Origin of the sequence: Lutimonas halocynthiae, assembly GCF_030409835.1 — a bacterium.
In the GTDB taxonomy this organism is placed as follows: Bacteria; Bacteroidota; Bacteroidia; order Flavobacteriales; family Flavobacteriaceae; genus Lutimonas; species Lutimonas halocynthiae.
On record NZ_JAUFQO010000016.1, the window covers coordinates 927,512 to 946,336 of the forward strand.

Annotated in this window: 20 protein-coding genes; 15 read left to right on the plus strand and 5 right to left on the minus strand. The window is 35.3% G+C overall.

All coding sequences use genetic code 11. The annotated features are described in order from the left end of the window. Positions 1–6 precede the first annotated feature (6 nt). From ftsH to QWY87_RS17315, 7 genes are read left to right on the plus strand one after another with little or no spacing between them, the layout of a single operon-like run. Positions 7–2,127 carry an ATP-dependent zinc metalloprotease FtsH gene (gene ftsH / locus QWY87_RS17285; protein WP_290293579.1) on the plus strand — a complete coding sequence of 707 codons (2,121 nt, stop codon included), beginning with the start codon at positions 7–9 and terminating at the stop codon, positions 2,125–2,127. A 40-nt stretch (positions 2,128–2,167) separates the two neighbouring features. Then, the gene (locus tag QWY87_RS17290; RefSeq protein ID WP_290293580.1) at positions 2,168–2,767 is read left to right on the plus strand and encodes an LUD domain-containing protein; all 600 of its coding nucleotides are present in this window, start codon (positions 2,168–2,170) and stop codon (positions 2,765–2,767) included. A gap of 4 nt (positions 2,768–2,771) precedes the next feature. After that, positions 2,772–3,596: a phosphatidate cytidylyltransferase gene (locus QWY87_RS17295; protein ID WP_290293581.1), complete on the plus strand. Its 825-nt coding sequence runs from the start codon at positions 2,772–2,774 to the stop codon at positions 3,594–3,596. Further along, complete coding sequence (locus tag QWY87_RS17300; RefSeq protein WP_290293583.1) at positions 3,596–4,246, plus strand: phosphatidylserine decarboxylase family protein; 651 nt, start codon at positions 3,596–3,598, stop codon at positions 4,244–4,246. The genes QWY87_RS17295 and QWY87_RS17300 overlap by 1 nt, the downstream gene beginning before the upstream one ends. Continuing rightward, entirely contained in the window at positions 4,246–4,515 is a 270-nt protein-coding gene (locus QWY87_RS17305; RefSeq protein ID WP_290293584.1) for an acyl-CoA-binding protein, read from the plus strand. The genes QWY87_RS17300 and QWY87_RS17305 overlap by 1 nt, the downstream gene beginning before the upstream one ends. Positions 4,516–4,548: 33 nt before the next feature. Then, complete coding sequence (locus QWY87_RS17310) at positions 4,549–5,166, plus strand: YceI family protein (protein ID WP_290293585.1); 618 nt, start codon at positions 4,549–4,551, stop codon at positions 5,164–5,166. A gap of 3 nt (positions 5,167–5,169) precedes the next feature. Next, positions 5,170–5,586 (plus strand): VOC family protein, encoded by a 417-nt coding sequence (locus tag QWY87_RS17315; RefSeq protein WP_290293586.1) that lies wholly within the window; start codon positions 5,170–5,172, stop codon positions 5,584–5,586. A gap of 12 nt (positions 5,587–5,598) precedes the next feature. On the opposite strand, the gene QWY87_RS17320 is transcribed toward QWY87_RS17315, so the two are convergent. Continuing rightward, the gene (locus tag QWY87_RS17320; RefSeq protein ID WP_290293587.1) at positions 5,599–8,229 is read right to left on the minus strand and encodes a valine--tRNA ligase; all 2,631 of its coding nucleotides are present in this window, start codon (positions 8,227–8,229) and stop codon (positions 5,599–5,601) included. A 112-nt stretch (positions 8,230–8,341) separates the two neighbouring features. Here QWY87_RS17320 and QWY87_RS17325 point away from each other — a divergent pair, with 112 nt between their 5' ends. Beyond that, positions 8,342–8,791, plus strand: a complete 450-nt coding sequence (locus QWY87_RS17325) for a DUF1573 domain-containing protein (protein WP_290293588.1) — start codon at positions 8,342–8,344, stop codon at positions 8,789–8,791. Between the two features lie 24 nt (positions 8,792–8,815). Here the strand turns inward: QWY87_RS17325 and QWY87_RS17330 are convergent, their stop codons facing one another. The 4 genes from QWY87_RS17330 to QWY87_RS17345 all read right to left on the minus strand — a co-directional run bounded on the left by QWY87_RS17330 (position 8,816) and on the right by QWY87_RS17345 (position 11,300). Next, entirely contained in the window at positions 8,816–10,141 is a 1,326-nt protein-coding gene (locus QWY87_RS17330) for an aspartyl protease family protein (RefSeq protein WP_290293589.1), read from the minus strand. Between the two features lie 97 nt (positions 10,142–10,238). Beyond that, positions 10,239–10,577, minus strand: coding sequence for a hypothetical protein (locus QWY87_RS17335; protein ID WP_290293590.1), 339 nt, complete (start codon positions 10,575–10,577; stop codon positions 10,239–10,241). Beyond that, positions 10,567–10,917: a hypothetical protein gene (locus QWY87_RS17340; protein ID WP_290293591.1), complete on the minus strand. Its 351-nt coding sequence runs from the start codon at positions 10,915–10,917 to the stop codon at positions 10,567–10,569. The genes QWY87_RS17335 and QWY87_RS17340 overlap by 11 nt, the downstream gene beginning before the upstream one ends. Before the next feature lie 20 nt (positions 10,918–10,937). After that, complete coding sequence (locus QWY87_RS17345; protein WP_290293592.1) at positions 10,938–11,300, minus strand: YtxH domain-containing protein; 363 nt, start codon at positions 11,298–11,300, stop codon at positions 10,938–10,940. Positions 11,301–11,427: 127 nt separating this feature from the next. On the opposite strand from QWY87_RS17345, the gene QWY87_RS17350 reads away from it, so the two are divergent. The 7 genes from QWY87_RS17350 to QWY87_RS17380 all read left to right on the plus strand — a co-directional run bounded on the left by QWY87_RS17350 (position 11,428) and on the right by QWY87_RS17380 (position 18,817). Beyond that, entirely contained in the window at positions 11,428–12,618 is a 1,191-nt protein-coding gene (locus QWY87_RS17350; RefSeq protein ID WP_290293594.1) for a pyridoxal phosphate-dependent aminotransferase, read from the plus strand. After that, entirely contained in the window at positions 12,618–13,622 is a 1,005-nt protein-coding gene (gene murB, locus QWY87_RS17355; RefSeq protein ID WP_290293596.1) for a UDP-N-acetylmuramate dehydrogenase, read from the plus strand. Before QWY87_RS17350 ends, murB begins: the two co-directional genes overlap by 1 nt. Positions 13,623–13,888: 266 nt before the next feature. Then, a complete protein-coding gene (locus tag QWY87_RS17360; protein ID WP_290293597.1) occupies positions 13,889–15,994 on the plus strand; it encodes an elongation factor G in 2,106 nt (701 codons plus the stop codon). Between the two features lie 69 nt (positions 15,995–16,063). After that, positions 16,064–16,840 (plus strand): GNAT family N-acetyltransferase, encoded by a 777-nt coding sequence (locus tag QWY87_RS17365; protein WP_290293598.1) that lies wholly within the window; start codon positions 16,064–16,066, stop codon positions 16,838–16,840. A gap of 83 nt (positions 16,841–16,923) precedes the next feature. After that, positions 16,924–17,145, plus strand: a complete 222-nt coding sequence (locus QWY87_RS17370) for a membrane or secreted protein (protein ID WP_290293600.1) — start codon at positions 16,924–16,926, stop codon at positions 17,143–17,145. Positions 17,146–17,151: 6 nt separating this feature from the next. Then, entirely contained in the window at positions 17,152–18,255 is a 1,104-nt protein-coding gene (locus tag QWY87_RS17375) for a glycosyltransferase (protein WP_290293601.1), read from the plus strand. A 7-nt stretch (positions 18,256–18,262) separates the two neighbouring features. Further along, positions 18,263–18,817 carry an RNA polymerase sigma factor gene (locus tag QWY87_RS17380; protein WP_290293602.1) on the plus strand — a complete coding sequence of 185 codons (555 nt, stop codon included), beginning with the start codon at positions 18,263–18,265 and terminating at the stop codon, positions 18,815–18,817. The last annotated feature ends 8 nt before the right edge of the window (positions 18,818–18,825 follow it).

An 18,825-nucleotide genomic window follows, 5' to 3' on the forward strand; every position in this document is an offset into this window, starting at 1 on the left:
TGACACATGAAAAAAGAAAATTCAAATAAGGAGAATAATAATCCTTTTAAACAATTCAATTTTAAGTTCAATTTCTATTGGGTTTATGGAATTATATTTGCACTCCTGATTGGTTACCAGCTACTTAACAGCTCTGATCTCGCAAGTAATAAATTAACTCAAAATGAATTCAAAGAAATTCTGAACGAGAACGATATTGATAAAATTCTAATTGTTAACGGTGATATTGCGCAACTAACTATCAAAAGTGAGGCGCTTAATACCAAAGACAAGTATAAAAAATATAAAAACCCTTCTGTTTTTGGACAGACTACTCCGGTTTACATTTATGATTTTGGAGATCTTCAAAATTTTGAAAAAAATCTTGAAACTGCAAAAGGTGAATTTGGCTTAGATTTTGACAAAGACAACACGACCAGAACGAGTTTCTTCGATTCTTTTCTGGTATGGCTTCCATTTATCTTCATTATAGGCCTTTGGATCTTTTTTATGAAAAGAATGTCTGGTGGCGGTGGTGGCGGTGCCGGTGGTCAAATCTTTAACATTGGAAAATCTAAGGCTAAAGTTTTTGATGAAAATACTAAGGTAAGAACGTCTTTTAAAGATGTAGCCGGTCTTGAAGGCGCAAAAGAAGAAGTTCAAGAAATTGTAGATTTCCTTAAACATCCCGATAAGTACACCAATTTAGGTGGAAAAATTCCAAAAGGAGCCCTACTTGTAGGACCTCCTGGTACTGGTAAAACTTTATTGGCCAAAGCTGTTGCCGGAGAAGCAGGCGTACCTTTCTTTTCTTTATCAGGATCAGATTTTGTAGAAATGTTTGTTGGTGTTGGTGCTTCAAGGGTTAGAGACCTTTTTAAACAAGCTGCATCAAAATCTCCATCCATCATATTTATTGATGAAATAGATGCCATAGGACGTGCCAGAGGCAAGAATAGCATCACTGGAGGTAACGATGAAAGAGAGAACACGCTGAATCAGTTGTTAACTGAAATGGATGGTTTTGGTACCGATGTGAATGTGATTGTTGTCGCGGCAACAAACAGAGCTGACGTTTTAGACAAAGCCTTGATGAGGGCTGGTAGATTTGATCGCCAGATCTATGTTGACCTTCCTGACAAAAACGAAAGAAAACAGATTTTTGATGTTCATGTAAAACCACTAAAATTAGCAAAGGATGTTGATTTAGAGTTTTTATCAAAACAAACACCTGGGTTCTCAGGAGCTGACATTGCTAACGTTTGTAATGAATCTGCATTGGTTGCTGCCAGAAAAAGTAAAAAAAGTGTACACCATCAAGATTTTCTTGATGCTGTGGATAGAATTGTCGGTGGACTTGAAAAAAAGAACAAGATCATTACAATTAAAGAGAAAAAAACAATTGCTTATCATGAAGCCGGACATGCAACGGTTAGCTGGATGTTAGAACATGCTGCACCATTAGTCAAGGTGACTATTGTACCTAGAGGAAAATCTCTGGGAGCTGCCTGGTACTTACCAGAAGAAAGGCAAATTGTTGAAACTGATCAAATGTTGGATGAAATGTGTGCTACCTTAGGAGGAAGAGCTGCTGAAAAAGTAATGTTTGATAAAATTTCTACCGGAGCTTTAAATGATCTTGAAAAAGTTACGAGACAGGCCAGAGCAATAGTAAGTATCTACGGTCTGAACGACAAGATTGGGAACATTACCTATTACGATTCAAGCGGACAGAATGAATATGGGTTTACAAAACCTTATAGTGAATTGACCGCTCAAACTATTGATGAAGAAATTTCAAAAATAATTGAAAAACAATATGTTAGAGCTATCGAAATTCTTGAGCTCCATAAGGATAAGCTAATTCAACTTGCAGAAATTCTTACTGAAAAAGAGGTGATTTTTGAAGGTGATCTTAAAAAGATTTTTGGAGAGAGACCATTTGCCAAAGAAATTGCTGAGGCTAAAACACAATCTAAGCCTAAAGAAAAAGAAAGTTCTAAGGAGGAAGTTGAAGAAGCTGAAACGGAATCTAAATCTGAAGAAACAGAAAGTTCTAAGGAGGAAATTGCAGCGGCTAAAACAGAACCTAAATCTAAAGAAACAGATAGCTCTAAGGAGGAAATTAAAGAGGAAAACTCAAAATAATCAAAGTGTTTTTGTACATTTGAACCATTACTATTTGATTATGAGTTTTTTTAATAAATTTTTTAAAAATATAGTTAAAACTTCTCAAAAAGAGGAAGGCAAACAGGCAATTGACCAAGATGGAGACCTTTCCATTGATGAGTTATTTGTTAAGAAATTTATCCATAAAGGAGGTAAATTTCTATATTGTTCTGATGCAGAAGAAGTAAAGAAGAATTTGGTGCAGGTACTGCAGGAAAACCAGTGGAATAATGTCATCACTTTTAGTGATAAAATAAATGATTTACTCACGCTTATTAAAAGTGCCAAAACGACTAAAATTATTCCTTCCCTTCCCTTTATGACAGAATGTGAATGCCTTATCGCTCATGATGGGAGTCTAATGTTTTCGTCCAAGCAATTAAAAGACAAAAAACTAAAGGACCTTCCTAGCAACTTTATTGTTTATGCAAAAACAAGCCAGATTGTAAAAGATTCACGAGATGGGATTTCAGGGATTAGGAACCGGTCTGAAAAGAACTCCCCTACTATTATCAGTTCTATTAAAGATTTTATAATAAACAAAACAGAAACTGATTTTATGAGCTATGGAAACACTAATTCCAAAACGCTATATTTGCTCCTGTTAGAAGATCTCTAGATTCATGAACAACTTTACCAAACGTATTGTTTTTGGCCTATTATATGCAGGCGTTGTCATTTCTTCCTCTGTACTGGGAGCATTATTTTTTTATAGTCTGTTTTTGATTTTTATGATGTTATGCATCTATGAATTTATTAAAATCATAGAACTTAAGAGTATATTTCCATATGTACTTGGAGCCACATGTTTTTTTACTGCAGTTATTTCAAATAACAACCTGATTGTTTTTGAAGATGATTTTTCAGAAAAAATTACTTTATCCATTTTTCTAGCAGCGATCTATTTTTCTTTTATTCTGGCGCTTGTCTCCTCTAGAAAAATAGGTAGGCAATATTTGGGTAAAAACTTTTTGACCTTAATGTATATCGTCATACCCTTCTCTTTATTAATTAAAATTCCTTATTTGAATTTTGTCGGAACGTTTGATACTTCAATCATTTTAGGAATTTTCGTATTAGTCTGGAGCAACGATGTATTTGCTTTTCTGATTGGAAAGAATTTTGGTAAGCATAAATTAATTGAAAGAGTCTCTCCTAACAAAACAATTGAAGGCTTTTTAGGTGGCTTTATATTTACTTTTATCGCTGGATATTTTGTTGCAAAATACTGCAGCAGTATTCAACCATTGCAATGGTTCACTATAGCCATAATTGTTAGTGTTTTTGGGGTTTTAGGTGACCTTATTGAATCGATGTTCAAACGTCAGGCACAGGTAAAAGACAGTAGTAACCTTCTTCCTGGTCATGGCGGTTTTTTAGATAGACTCGATAGTGTTATCTTTGCCACACCTTTTGTATTTATTTATTTATTCCTTACCACTTACTAATGTTTCACAAAGAAGGATTTAGAATCATATTAATAGCTGCTCTCATTTTGGTAAGTAGCTTATTGCTGATTGATAATTTTATAAGCAATTATTGGTTACAGAAATCAATGATGATCATTTTATTGGTCTTTTTCATTTTGATCTTACAGTTTTTTAGAGATCCTAAAAGAAACACAGTATTAGACGACCATCATATAATAGCTCCTGCTGACGGAAAAGTAGTTGTTATTGAAGAGGTTGAAGAGAATGAATACTTCAAAGGAAAAAGAAGACAGATTTCAATTTTTATGTCACCGCTCAACGTGCATGTGACACGCTACCCTATTTCAGGAAAAGTAGCCTATAGTAAATACCATCCTGGTAAATATCTGGTTGCCTGGCATCCAAAATCATCTGAAGAAAACGAACGTACAACAATTGTTATTCACAACAAGTCGCTGGGAGATATACTTTATCGACAAATAGCAGGAGCTGTGGCAAGAAGAATTGTTAATTATGCAAAAACAGACAGACAAGTAATTCAGGGAGAAGATGCAGGTTTTATTAAATTCGGTTCCAGAATAGATATTTTTGTACCTTTGGATATGAAAATTAAAGTTTCACTTGACCAAAAAACTAGAGGTGGTGAGACCATCATAGCTTCTAAATAATGGATGATCTAGAAAGAAGATTTCACAAAGCATTTGAAATAGCTTCAGCTATGACTGAAAAACTACCCCCAGATGTGATGCTTCAATTTTATTCCTATTACAAACATGCTACCAATAAAGATACTGTCGTCAGGCCTTCAGGGAATGATAATGTAAGAAATGCTTTCAAATTAAATGCGTATTTCCAGATGGCGAATATTTCACGAGATGAGGCAAGAAAAGAATACATCGGACTTGTAGAAAAATACACCGGTGAAAAAATCCTTTAACAAAACTACTACTAACAAATAATATCAATTTACATGAAAAAGATCATTAACTATTCTCTTATTATCGTTCTATCTATTACACTTTTCTCTTGTGGGAAAGAAAAAAAACAAGAAGAAACACCAGCAACAGAAACATCTTACAGTATTGATGCTGAGAATTCCAGTGTTCAATGGACCGGTTATAAAACAACAGACAAGGTTGCTGTGAATGGTACATTTGAAGAAATCAGCATTCTTAATATGAATAGTGGAAGCACTGCTGCTGCTTCACTAGAAGGGCTTGAATTTGAAATTCCGGTTTCTAGTATTTATTCAAAAGACACTATAAGAGATGGAAAGTTAAAGAGACTCTTTTTTGGGGTTATGGAGAATACCCTTAGCCTAAAAGGAAAGTTTTCTGTTAAAGATGCAAGCAACGGACAAATTGCCATTTCTATGAATGGATTGACAAAAGAACTTCCATTTACTTATGGCATGAGCAAAGATACGATCTTGATTAATGCCACAATGGATCTCAATATCTGGGAAACTCAAAATGCCCTTGCTTCAATTCACGAGGCCTGCTTAGAATTGCATACCGGTGCCGACGGGGTTAGCAAAACCTGGGATGAAGTTGGTATCACTGCAAAAATACTGACAGTTAAAAACTAGGATATGAAAAAGGTAACCGGAATCGGTGGCATCTTTTTCAAAACCTCAGATCCCGCCAAAATTAAAAATTGGTATCATAAAAACCTGGGATTAGTTGTTGACGCCTATGGTTCCCCTTTTGAGTTTAGAAATGCTAATGATCCTGATCAAATCAATTATTTGCAATGGAGTCCTTTCAAAGATGACACCAAATACTTTGAACCATCCAAAAAAGAATTTATGATCAATTACCGCGTGGCAGACCTAGAAGCTTTGGTTGTTGAACTCAAGAAAGAAGGCGTTACCATATGTGATAAAATTGAATCATTTGATTATGGCAAATTCATTCATATTATGGATCCTGATGGAAACAAAATAGAACTTTGGGAACCAGTTGATCAGGTATTTACCGATAGTTTAAATGGCAATACAACAAAATAAAGATAGCATCATTTAAAGGGATGCTAAACTTTCCTCAACCATAGCGATCTTTGCCATTGCATCCGCTTCCTTCTTTTTTTCATTGCTTATCACCTGTTCGGGTGCATTGTTGACAAACCTTTCATTACTCAATTTTTTCTGCACGGATGCCAGAAACCCCTTATGATAGGCTAATTCCTCTTGCAACTTGGCAGTTTCTGCTACAATATCGATTTGTTCAGCAAATGGAATAAAAAACTCATTTGAACCAACTCTAAACGTTAGTGCATTTTCGATTTTTGATGGTATCTCCTTTACTTCAGAAACATTACACATCTTTTTAATAAGTGCATAATAATCAGGGTTTATTGACTCTTTTTTGATAAGAGAAAGCTCCAGGGATTCCTTAAAAGAAATATTTTTTTGTTTTCTAAGGTTTCTAATGGCCGAAATAACTTCCTTAATAACTTCAAACTCTTCTAAAACACCTTCATTAAAAGGCTGTTGCTCTGGATACTTTGAAATGATAAGAGCTTCTTTTTCATTTCTCTCTTTGAAATATTGCCAAATTTCCTCCGTAATAAAAGGCATAAATGGGTGTAATATTTTGATATTATCCTCGAAAAATCCAATTGTTGCTGCCAAGGTTACTTTATCGATAGGCTGGCCAAAATCGGGTTTAACCAATTCTAAATACCATGATGAGAAATCATCCCAAACCATTTTATAAATGGCAGTTAAAGCATCCGATAGTCTGTATTGCTCAAATTGCGCTTCTATAAACTTTAGTGTTTTTTGAAACTTTGCCTGATACCATTCAATAGCTATTTTAGCAGATTCAGGTTGCTCCTGCCCTTCGGCTGCTTCCCATCCTTTAACAAGTCTGAACCCGTTCCAAATTTTATTTGCAAAATTTCTTCCTTGTAGCATTAAACTTTCATCGAACAAGAGGTCATTTCCTGCAGCCGAACTCATCAATATTCCTGCTCTAACTCCATCAGCTCCGTAAGACTCCATTAATCCAATTGGATCTGGTGAATTACCTAATGACTTAGACATTTTCCTTCTTTGCTGATCCCTAACCAGGCCAGTCAAATAAACGTGTTGAAACGGTTTTTCACCTGCAAACTCATATCCTGCAATAATCATTCTTGCTACCCAGAAAAACAAAATATCGGGCCCTGTTACCAGGTCATTGGTTGGATAATAATATTTAAAATCTTCATTGTCAGGATTGTTAATCCCATCAAACACACTTATTGGCCATAACCATGAAGAAAACCAAGTATCCAATGTATCGTTGTCTTGTCTGAGATCAGTGATTGTCATCTCAGTATTCCCAGTTTTTTCTTTCGCCAAATCAAGGGCCTCTTCAATACTTTCTGCAACAACAAAATCATTCGTTCCTGCCCCATAATAATAAGCTGGGATTCTATGTCCCCAATACAATTGTCTTGAAATATTCCAATCACGGATATTTTCCATCCAATGACGATATGTGTTTACAAATTTATGAGGAACCAATTTTACATCTTCTGTGACCAATACAGCCTCGATGGCTGGTTTTACCAAATCCTCCATTTTCAAAAACCATTGCTCTGAAATTTTGGGTTCAATAACAGCTTTGGTTCTCTCAGATGTACCCACCTTATGCATATAATCTTCTGTTTTAAGCAGAAAACCTTTATCCTCAAGTTCTTTAACGATCTGCTTTCTAACTACAAACCTGTCTTTGCCTTCATAATGCAATCCATTTTTATTTAGAGTAGCATCATCATTAAATATATCAATTACTTCAAGCTGGTGTTTTTCACCTATAAGTTTATCATTAGGATCATGCGCAGGCGTAATCTTAAGGCTACCTGTACCAAATTCAATATCTACATAGCTATCTTCAATAATAGGAATTGAGCGTCCTACTATAGGTACAATTGCCTTCTTCCCTCTTAAATGTGAAAATCGTTCATCTTCTGGATGGATACATATGGCTGTATCACCCAATATGGTTTCTGGTCTTGTTGTAGCGATCTGAATTACTTCTTCACTTCCTTGAATGGCATAATTAATATAGTACAGCTTCCCTGGCTTTTCCACATAGATTACCTCTTCATCACTAAGCGTGGTTTTAGCCTCAGGATCCCAGTTAACCATGCGATATCCTTTGTATATCAGTCCTTTTTTATGAAGGTCTTTAAAAATCTTGTTTACCGAACGATTCAAATCCTCATCCATTGTGAATTTGGTTCTATTCCAATCACAAGAAGCGCCTAACTTTTTGAGTTGCTCTAAAATCAATCCACCATGTGTGTGAGTCCAATCCCAGGCATGATTTATAAATTCCTCTCTTGAAAGATCTGATTTTTTAATGCCCTGTTCTTTTAACTTGGCAACAACCTTTGCCTCCGTAGCAATAGAAGCATGATCTGTACCTGGCACCCAACATGCATTATAACCCTGCATTCTTTTTCGGCGTACCAATACATCTTGTATCGTATTATTCAACATATGCCCCATATGCAATACTCCCGTCACGTTTGGAGGTGGAATTACTATTGTATATGCCTCACGCTCATCTGGTTCTGAATGAAAATATTTATTGTCCATCCAATATTTATACCATTTTTCCTCTACCGTGGCTGCATCGTATTTCGCTGGAATATTCATATGTTAAAATTTTGTCAAATAGTGTGCAAAATTACAATTTTAAGCAATAAATTAGGTCAATTAAAGTTAGATTTATTCTAAAATGTCTTAATTTTGGCGTAAATTATTTATCATGAAAAAAATACTAGCATTATTATTTATCGGAGTCATGTCTATATCAATGAACGGACAGACCGAGCAGGATATTAAAAAAGATTATACAGGACCAGTTTTTGAATTCGAAAATGCCGTTATTGATTATGGAGAAATTGCAGCGAATTCTGATGGGAACAGGGTTTTTAAATTTAAAAATGTAGGGAAGTCTCCTTTAATTATTTCGAATGTAAAAGGAAGTTGTGGCTGTACAGTCCCAACAAAACCAGAAGAACCAATCATGCCTGGGGAAACTGGTGAAATAAAGGTTAAATATGCTACCAATAGAATAGGACCATTCTCCAAAACAGTTACCATTACTTCAAATGCTTATGAACCAACAGTAGTTCTTAAAATTAAAGGCCGCGTGCTGGAGCAACAAGCAGATGATCTTCAAAAAAAGAAAAGTATCGTTTCTGAAACCAACTAAAAAAAAGCCCTTCGGGGCTTTTTTTTATAAAAGACTTTTCAGGTGGAACTCATATCGAAGGTGTTCACCATTTCTATCCACCAACATCTTAATTTTCTTGTCTTCTTTCTGAGACAGCATAAAAACGACTTCTTCCATGTCCATATTATAAGCCTCTTTCCCGTTTATCTCTAACACGATATCACCTTTTAATAATCCGGCAAAATGCGCAGGCGACCCTACTCTAATAAATGAGATCTTATAACTTGGTTTATACGTTAATCCATAGCTATAAAAAACTTCTGTAAGTGTTTGATATTGCCCCTGAGCTTCTTGTTTGAATCTTGATCGATTCGCTTTAACAAGCATTTCACCTCCGAACATCAATTCAATTCCACTTTTATTGTATAAAAACGGTGCATTATAATGTCTGCGACTTTTTTTAAGGGTGATCTGGTTGTTCGGATAATTCATCGTTACCACGAATCTCTTCAATATTCCTGCACCTAAGGTTCCGTTTCTTTCCTTGTTAGCATGGACACGTAAAATCGATGTTGAATCCGGATACGAAACTGTCGCATCCTCAAATTCAAAACTTCCTATTTTAATTTTCTTAATCCTACTTCTTTTACCTAATATATCCCCACTGAGCCCTTTACCTAAAAAATCATCAAAATATTTATCGCCAACGATAATGTCGGGGTTGGAATGTGGAAATAACCATATTGAATCACCTCCTCCGGAATCAATCAATAGTTTTACCGTAACTTCCTTACCAAATTTATTTTCAACGATAACGTCAATGAAAGGTTTGTTGTTATAAAAATCCAGAGGAAAGGTTTCACAAGACTTGCATTCAGTAGCATTGTATGTGTCTGGATTATAAAATGTGATCTTTTGAGATCCATAATTAATTTTTATGACAAAATCTCTAAACAGATCTCCGCCTATAATACCATGAATATCTACTCCCATTTTTGCAGAGAGGTCAAAAAGGTCATCAGTAATTACGAATAAAGCCATATCCGAATTTACTATTCCCTTTAATTTAAAAAAATTACCTCTTGACTTTAAGGCATTAACAGTACTCCCCTCTCCTAATCCTTTCAATTGTAACTTGGCAACGTTTCTGAGTTGTATAGAATCCTGAATTTTCAAATTGAAAAGCATGGTTTTCCTTACTCCGGTATCTAATAAAAATGAAAGCTTCTTCCCGTTGATTTCAGCCGAAAGCACGACCATATTATTAACCAACCTGAAATTCGTCGTGATACTCTCTTTACTCTTATCAACTATCCTAAATCTCCCCTGTGCCTCAATAGACAAGGACAAACCTAAAAACAGAGTGAATAGAAAAAGTTTGTTCAACATGATGAAATGTGAAATAGCTTATGGAAAGTACTATAAAAAAGAGATACGACAATGATTTTAAGAAATATTTAGCTTTTAAAAACCACCCATTGTCGTCTTATTTTTTCACATATTCATTCACTTTATCAAGTATAAATGGAACCATCTCCTTGGCAATGATAAATCCAACAAAAAACTTGCGCGTTCTTTTGTTTGCCATGAGCACCGTACTCAATAAATTCATTGCAGCTTTTTTATAATGATCAAGAGATATGGAATCCATTGAATTTTTTAAAGACCCTTTAATGGAGCCTCCTTGAAATAGCGCTGCAGGAATCGTAAACACAGGGCTATTTAGAATTTCTTCTTCCTGGGCCTTGATCTTATTTGACAAATCTTTTTTAGCCAAATTCAAATCATCAAAAGTAGTGATCTTAAATCCTGTTTTACTCTTCATAGTCTATGGATTCATTAAAATCATCATCATCTTTTAAAGCGGCTTCAACAATCTTATCTTTGATTTTCAGCTCAATACCATCCTTAGCAAACATGGCATAAACAACCAATATCACAAGATAAATAAGCCCCATTAAAGCAAAGCCTATAATTTCACTTTCAAAAAAGGTGGAAAGCCAAAAGGCCACAGAAATACTGAACATGAGTAAAATTAAAATACCCATGATCAATAACAAGAATGAACTGGCCAGTCCTGCTGCAACGTTGGCTATGGCACCAATAAAATTGAATTTAACTAGTTGAATTCTATTTTCAACATACTTTTTAACCAAATCTATCATTTGCCTGAATCAGCGTTAATTTAAATTGAATTCGAATTGGCTTCAACCTCTGTAGTCTCTTTTCTTATAGACTCGATTTTCTCTGAAAGTTCTTTCTCCAATTCTTTTACCTTGGCAGAAACGGTGTCAAACTTCTCCTTCATGGTAGCCTTAACATCATTAAACTTTTCTTTAAAATCAGTCAAAGACTCACTATCCAAATCTTTTAATTTTTTAGACAATTCATTGACTTTCTTATCTAGATCACTCTTTAATTCACCCGCCTTTTCAGACAGATTATCTCGAGTTTCTTTCCCTGAAGCTGGAGCCAGAAGCAAACCTGCCACTGCACCAGTTGCTGCACCTAAAATGAGCCCTAACAACAATTTAGAATCACTTGACATAATAGCGTAATTTAAGTTTATATTAATACTTATAAAGATACTAAATATCCTTCAAAAAAGCCAATAGAATGAAGAAAAAGTAAATAATATTTCGCAATTTTGTATATCTATTCAACACCCATGTAATATGCCAAAAATATCCTTAAAAGGGCAGAAAATGCCAGAATCACCAATCCGAAAACTTGTTCCTTATGCTGAAGATGCTAAAAAAAGAGGTGTCAATGTATATCATTTGAATATTGGACAACCTGACATTGAGACGCCAGAAGCAGCTCTAAAGGCAGTAAGAGAAAACGATATCAAAGTTTTATCTTATGCCAGAAGTGAAGGCTCTGAAGCTTACAGAAAAAAACTTAGTACTTACTATAAACGAAATGACATTGATGTTACCGAAAAAGACATCATTGTAACAACAGGAGGCTCTGAAGCATTACTCTTCACCCTTGGTAGTATTACAGATTTTGGAGATGAAATTATTATTCCCGAACCATTTTACGCTAACTACAATGGGTTTTCAGTTGCAAGTGGCATAAAAGTTGTCCCTATTGTTTCTTCAATTGATAATGATTTTGCGTTGCCTGCAATCGAAGACTTCGAGAAATTGATCACCGACAAAACCAAAGCAATTTTAATATGCAACCCTGGTAATCCAACGGGTTATCTTTATTCTAAGGAAGAACTTATGAAGTTAAGAGATCTGGCTGTCAAGTATGATCTCTTTTTAATTGCTGACGAAGTGTATCGGGAATTTGTTTACGAAGGAATCAAGCACCATTCAATTATGAGTTTGAAAGGCCTTGATCAACATGCTATTATTATTGATTCCGTGTCAAAACGCTATAGCATGTGTGGTGCCAGGATTGGTTGCATCGTCTCAAAAAATAAGGCATTAATTCAGACAGCACTTAAATATGCGCAAGCGAGACTTAGCAGCCCTACCTATGCCCTATTAGCAAGTGAGGCTGCTCTTGAAACACCACCTGAATATTTTAGCAAAGTCATTGAAGAGTACGATGAAAGACGTATGGTTTTGATCAATGCCTTAAGTCAGATTAAAGGACTTAAAGTATCAAGACCAAAAGGAGCATTTTATTGCATTGCTGAATTACCTATTCGAGATGCGGATGATTTTGCACAATGGATGTTGGAGCATTTCAATGACAATAATGAAACTGTAATGGTAGCGCCGGCAAGCGGGTTCTATTCAACAGCTGGTTCAGGAAAAAATCAGATCAGAATTGCATATGTACTTAACAAGGAAAGTTTGATTCGTTCAGTTGAATTACTTAAACTTGCATTAGAGCAATACCCAAATTAATGTTTCAAAAAAACGTCTCTCTAAAGTCATTAAATACTTTTGGCATAGAAGCCACTGCTGCGCTCTTCGCTGAAGTGAATTCTGTGGATATCTTGTCAAAAATTGTTGCAACTCACAAAGATCTCTTTATCCTCAGTGGCGGAAGTAACATCTTACTCACCAAGAATATTAGCAGACCCGTTGTATACCTCAACACAAAAGGAATCGAAATAGTTGAAAGAAAACCTGACACTGTTCGGGTCAAAGCCCAAGCTGGTGAAAACTGGCATGATTTTGTGTTATGGTGCTTGTCAAATGATTTTGGGGGCTTGGAGAATCTATCGTTGATTCCGGGGAACGTAGGAACCTCCCCTATGCAAAACATTGGAGCCTACGGCGTTGAAATAAAAGATCATTTTGATTGTCTCGAAGCCATGGAGATCAGCACAGGAAGTATCAAAACTTTTACTTCAAAAGACTGCCTGTTTGGCTACAGGGAATCTGTTTTTAAAAATGACCTAAAAGGGAAGTTCATTATTTTGAATGTGACTTTTAAACTGACTGTAACCAAACATCAGATTAATGATAATTATGGGGCTATTCGCGAACAACTCGCCATTGAAAAGGAGAATTCCCCTACTATACAAGACATTTCGAATGCGGTTATCGCCATACGAAAAACGAAATTACCCGATCCTAAGGAAATTGGAAATAGTGGTAGCTTTTTTAAAAATCCTGTCATCTCAATCGAGCATTTTATAAAACTACAGGAAGCGAACGATAACATCCCACATTATAAAATATCTGAGGCGCTGATTAAAGTTCCCGCAGGCTGGCTCGTAGAACAATGCGGATTTAAAGGCAAGCGGTTTGGAGATGCCGGTGTCCATAAAAATCAGGCACTGGTCTTGGTGAATTATGAGAATGCTAATGGCTCAGATATCCTAAATCTTGCCAAAAAAATTCAATCTGAAGTGACAAAAAGATTTTCGATTGATTTAGAAATGGAAGTGAATATCATCTAGTTAGATGTATTTATTTTAAACTTTCCTTTGTTCCAGTGATTATTTAGTAGGTTTTCAATGATTTGCATGTCATTTTAGCAAGCTTTTTTGAATTTACCATATCGATTAATCGTATCAAAATCAGCATATTATGTTTATTTTTAGTAAATACCAATAAAGCTTTTAAGCAAATGTCAAAATTTTCAAATAAGACCTAACATATGTCATAAAATACTTATCATATATTTTCTTAACTTTATACAAGAGAACCTTTAAAGACAATTCCCATGAAAGTATATGACGAAAAACACATCAAAAATGTCGCATTTGTTGGAGCCCATAACAGCGGCAAGACCACCCTTGCCGAAACTATGTTATTTGAGGCTGGAATGATTAATCGAAGAGGCACTGTGGAAGACAAAAACACAATAGCTGATTATCACGAAATAGAACAAGAAAGAGAAACTTCTGTATTCGCTACGCCCCTTCACACTGAATGGAGGAATTATAAAATCAATATTATCGACACTCCTGGTTTGGATGATTTTATAGGCGAAATTGCATCAACAATGCGGGTAGCAGACTCTTTAGTAACCGTTATCAATGCGCAGCATGGAGTTGAAGTAGGAACTGAAATAATCTGGCAGTACATTAATAAGTTTAGCAGACCTACCTTGTTTGTTATCAATCAGATAGAGCATCCGCAGGCAAATTTTGATAGCAGCTTTCAAAGTATCGTTGATTTAGTTGGGAATAATGCCGTTAAAATTCAATACCCTATTTTATTAGATGGAGCTCAATGCATAGTAGATGTTCTCAAAATGAAAGTGTACAAGTTCGGGCCTGAAGGAGGGAAACCTGAAAAACTTGAAATCCCGGAAAGTGAAAAAGAAATGGCTGATTTCTTACATAATGAATTAGTAGAAAAAGCAGCCGAAAATGATGAAGAGTTGATGGAATTGTATTTTGACAAAGGAAGTTTGAACGAAGATGAAATGCGTAAAGGAATTCAAAAAGGTATGCTTCATCATGAATTATTCCCAGTATTCTGCGTATCCGCATTAAAAGATATGGGAACCGGAAGATTGATGGGATTCATTGATAATGTTGCTCCGGCAGCAGCTGATCTAAAACCAGAGCAAAGTTTAGAAGGTAATGAAGTAAACTGTAAATCAGATGAGCCAACTGCTCTCTTTATATTTAAAACCTTCCACGAACCCAACCTGGGTCAAATTACCTTTTTCAAAGTGAAATCAGGTGAGGTAAAGCAAAATGACCGACTTAAAAATTCACGGAATGACGAAATGGAGAGTTTAAACCAGCTCTATATTATGGATGGTAAAAAAAGACATGCCGTTGACAAGCTTACTGCTGGTGATATTGGTGCTACGCTTAAACTTAAGTATACCGAGACCAATGACACATTAAGGTCAGCTGATCATGAAATTACGATCAAACCAATTATATTTCCACAACCTCGAATTAGAAAAGCTGTAGAAGCAGAGAATAAAAAGGATGAAGAAAAACTATTTGAAGTATTAAAAAAAATTCACTCTCAGGATCCAACGATATCCATTAACTATAGCAATGAATTAAAACAACAGATTTTATCCTGTCAAGGAGAACTGCATTTAGCTACGCTTGACTGGACCTTACAAAACATTTACGGTATAAAGGCTTTGTTCAATCAACCTCGTGTTGCTTACAGAGAAACGATTCAAAGATCAGCTTCACAGAGTTATAAACATAAGAAACAATCTGGAGGTGCAGGGCAGTTTGGAGAAGTCCATTTAAAAATTGAACCTTGGCATGAAGGAATGGATGAACCTGAAGGTTTTAACTTAAGAGGTAAAGAAGAAATAGACCTTAAATGGGGTGGTAAACTTATTTATTATAATTGTATTACCGGTGGTGTTATAGATACACGTTATCTACCGGCTATTATGAAGGGAATTCTGGAAGTGATGGAAGAAGGACCGCTTACCGGATCTTATGCAAGAGACATAAGGGTAATGGTTTATGATGGTAAAATGCACTCGGTTGATTCTAATGATATTTCATTTAAAATTGCCGGAGCCCATGCTTTTAAAGCCGCTTTCTTAGACGCCAAACCTAAATTACTTGAACCAATTCTAGATCTTGAAGTTAGGGTTCCAGAAGATTTGATGGGAAATGTAATGACTGATTTACAATCAAGACGTTCTATAATAATGGGAATGGATAGCGAAGGGAAACACCAGATCATAAAGGCTAAGGTACCAGAAGCTGAGATGTATAAATACTCAACGAGTCTAAGATCTCAAACACAAGGGAGGGCTACTTTTAGTACTAATTTCGCTTCTTTTGAACCTGTGCCTTCAAATGTTCAAAGTGAATTAGTTAAAGAATCTTAGATAAAAAATGCTATTTTTACCCATCAAAAAACTATTTTTGATGGGTTTTTTTATTGACCTGAGCAACCTATGAAGATATTTAGATCAGAAAGTTTTGTCGATTATAAGACCTATACTTTCAACTACGCTACATACTGTATTAAGGAGCATCAACAGGAGCTTCCTGATATTTATGCCAAAGGATTCTTACCCTATTCAAACAATATAGATCTAAAAGAAGAAACCTATTATTTGGCAAGAAGTTTAAGGGTTGATCTTAGTGTATTTACACCGTCTTCAGAAAACCGAAGAGTGGCCAGAAAAATTGAACCTTTGTCCCCTTCTTTTGAAGTAATTCCTATTGAAGAATTCAATGTTAATGATCATGACTTCAAATCCTATTGCATAAACTTTGCTAATAAAAGATTTAGTGAACCTATTAGTAATGAAAGACTTGATTATATACTCCAGTCAAAAAGCATCAGTCATGTCTTTGAGTTCAAAATAGCCGAAAAAGCGGTTGGTTATGTGATTGCCATCATTGAAAAAGGAAGCCTGCATTACTGGTTTGCCTTCTTCGATCTTGATCAACAGGAATTTTCGCTGGGCAAATGGATGATGTTTAGTGTGATCAATTGGGCCTTTGAACAAGAATTAGATCATGTGTATTTAGGAACCTGTTACGGTGAAAAATCGCTTTATAAGGTTAGAGATTTTAAAGGTTTATCTTATTTTGATGGAAACCAATGGGTAAGTGATATAAAAAAACTTAAGCTTAAATGCAAAACGGATGCTGAGTTCAACAAGGATGAATTCAAACAAGATACTGACCTGTTTCTAGAACGTCTTTCATCTAAACCTATCTAAGGCAAAAGCCCGGATTACAAATTTCATTTTTTGTTTTATTTTCAAGTGATAAATGATTAATTTTGCACCATAATTGATACATTATGAAATTACTGTTATTGAGTATTATTTTACTGGGTTTAGGATTTGCAGGAATTGCCATTAAAATATGGGCAAAGAAAGATGGGGAGTTTGATGGCACTTGTGCAGGAAGTAACGTAAGACTGAAGGCTGAAGGTATAACCTGTGGCTGTGGCAATGAAGGAGGCTGTAAAACAAATATTGAAAATGAGGATGCCGAATTGACAACCAAAAGTGTCTCTTAAGAACCAATGCATTTACTGACCACGTTTTGTGTCGTAATTATAATTCAATTATACTTCTACTTTTTCCTTTTTAGGAAATACACCTCTTTTAAACAAAAAAAGAACAAATCTTTTCAGAAAGCAGTGAGCGTCATCATTTCCGCAAAAAATGAAGCTGCTAATCTCGGCTGTTTATTGCCAAAATTATCGGAGCAGGAATTTCCGTCATTTGAAGTGATATTAATCGATGATGCTTCAAATGACAATACGTTGTCTATCATGAATTCCTTTCAAAAACTTCACAAAAATGCTGCGTTTGATGTCAAGGTTATCGCAATTAATCCAGGAGATTCAAAGGGCAAAAAAGTAGCTTTAACTAAGGGAATAGCAGCAGCCAGATATGAACATCTTTTACTAACCGATGCCGACTGCCAACCTCGCAGCAAACTATGGATAAGTCATATGACGCATTCTTTTTCAAAAGACATATCACTTGTTTTGGGCTATGGAGCTTATGAAAAAAGAAAAAACTCTTTTTTAAATAAACTGATCAGGTTTGAAACCATGTTAACGGCACTTCAATATTTTTCATATGCCATAGCGGGCAAAGCATATATGGGTGTCGGCCGGAATCTGGCTTATAAAAAATCAATCTTCCTGTCTGCTGGTGGCTTCGAAAATCACAGCCATGTTAGATCAGGTGATGACGACCTATTTATTTCTCAAGTTGCAAATTCAAAAAACGTCGCCGTTTGTGACCATCAAGATTCATTTACAATTTCAAAAGTACATCTCAAATTTTCTGACTGGATACGTCAGAAACGACGGCATATAACAACCTCCTCTCATTATAAATCATCTATCAAATTAATGCTGGGCCTGTTTTATTTATCTCAGTTTTCATTCTATGCCTTAATCTTCTTAGCTTTTATTACAAAAACACATTTAACCTATTTTATTCCACTTATTATTTTAAGGTTTCTTGTTTGGTATGCCACCATAAATCGAACCGCTAACAGACTTAAGGAAAAAGATTTAACAGCTTTTGGACCATTGTATGAAATTTCAATTATATTTATACAGTTGTATATTTTTTTCAAGAATATTATTTCTCCCCCGAAATACTGGTAATTGCTATATGAGCGACACAAAGGACATCCGTTTATTGATTAATCAAGCGAAAAAAGGAGATCAAAAAGCCTTTAATGATCTCTTGAATTTATATTGGAAAGACGTCTACCGCTTTCAGTATAATAAATGTCAGGATGAAGATGAGGCCGAAGACATTACGATCAAGGCTTTTGCCAAGGCATTTGACAAGATTGACAGTTTTGATGACAACTTTCAATTCAACACCTGGCTTTTCACTATTTCGAGCAACTTGTATATCGATCACTTAAGGAAGAAAAAAGCCGAAACTGTTTCAATCAATAAAAATCATCGGGAAATACACAGGATTGTTGATGAAGACCCTACTCCTTCTGACAAATTAATTCAAGAGCAAAACCTGGCTCAATTAAAGGCTTACATTTTACAATTAAAACCGCATTATCAAGAGGTAATAAATTTAAGGTATTTTCAAGAATTGAGCTATAAAGAGATGGCTGAACAGCTTGACGAACCCATGACCAATATTAAGGTTAAACTACTGAGGGCCAAAAAATTACTAGCAGAAATCATCATCAAGAAATAATCAAAATA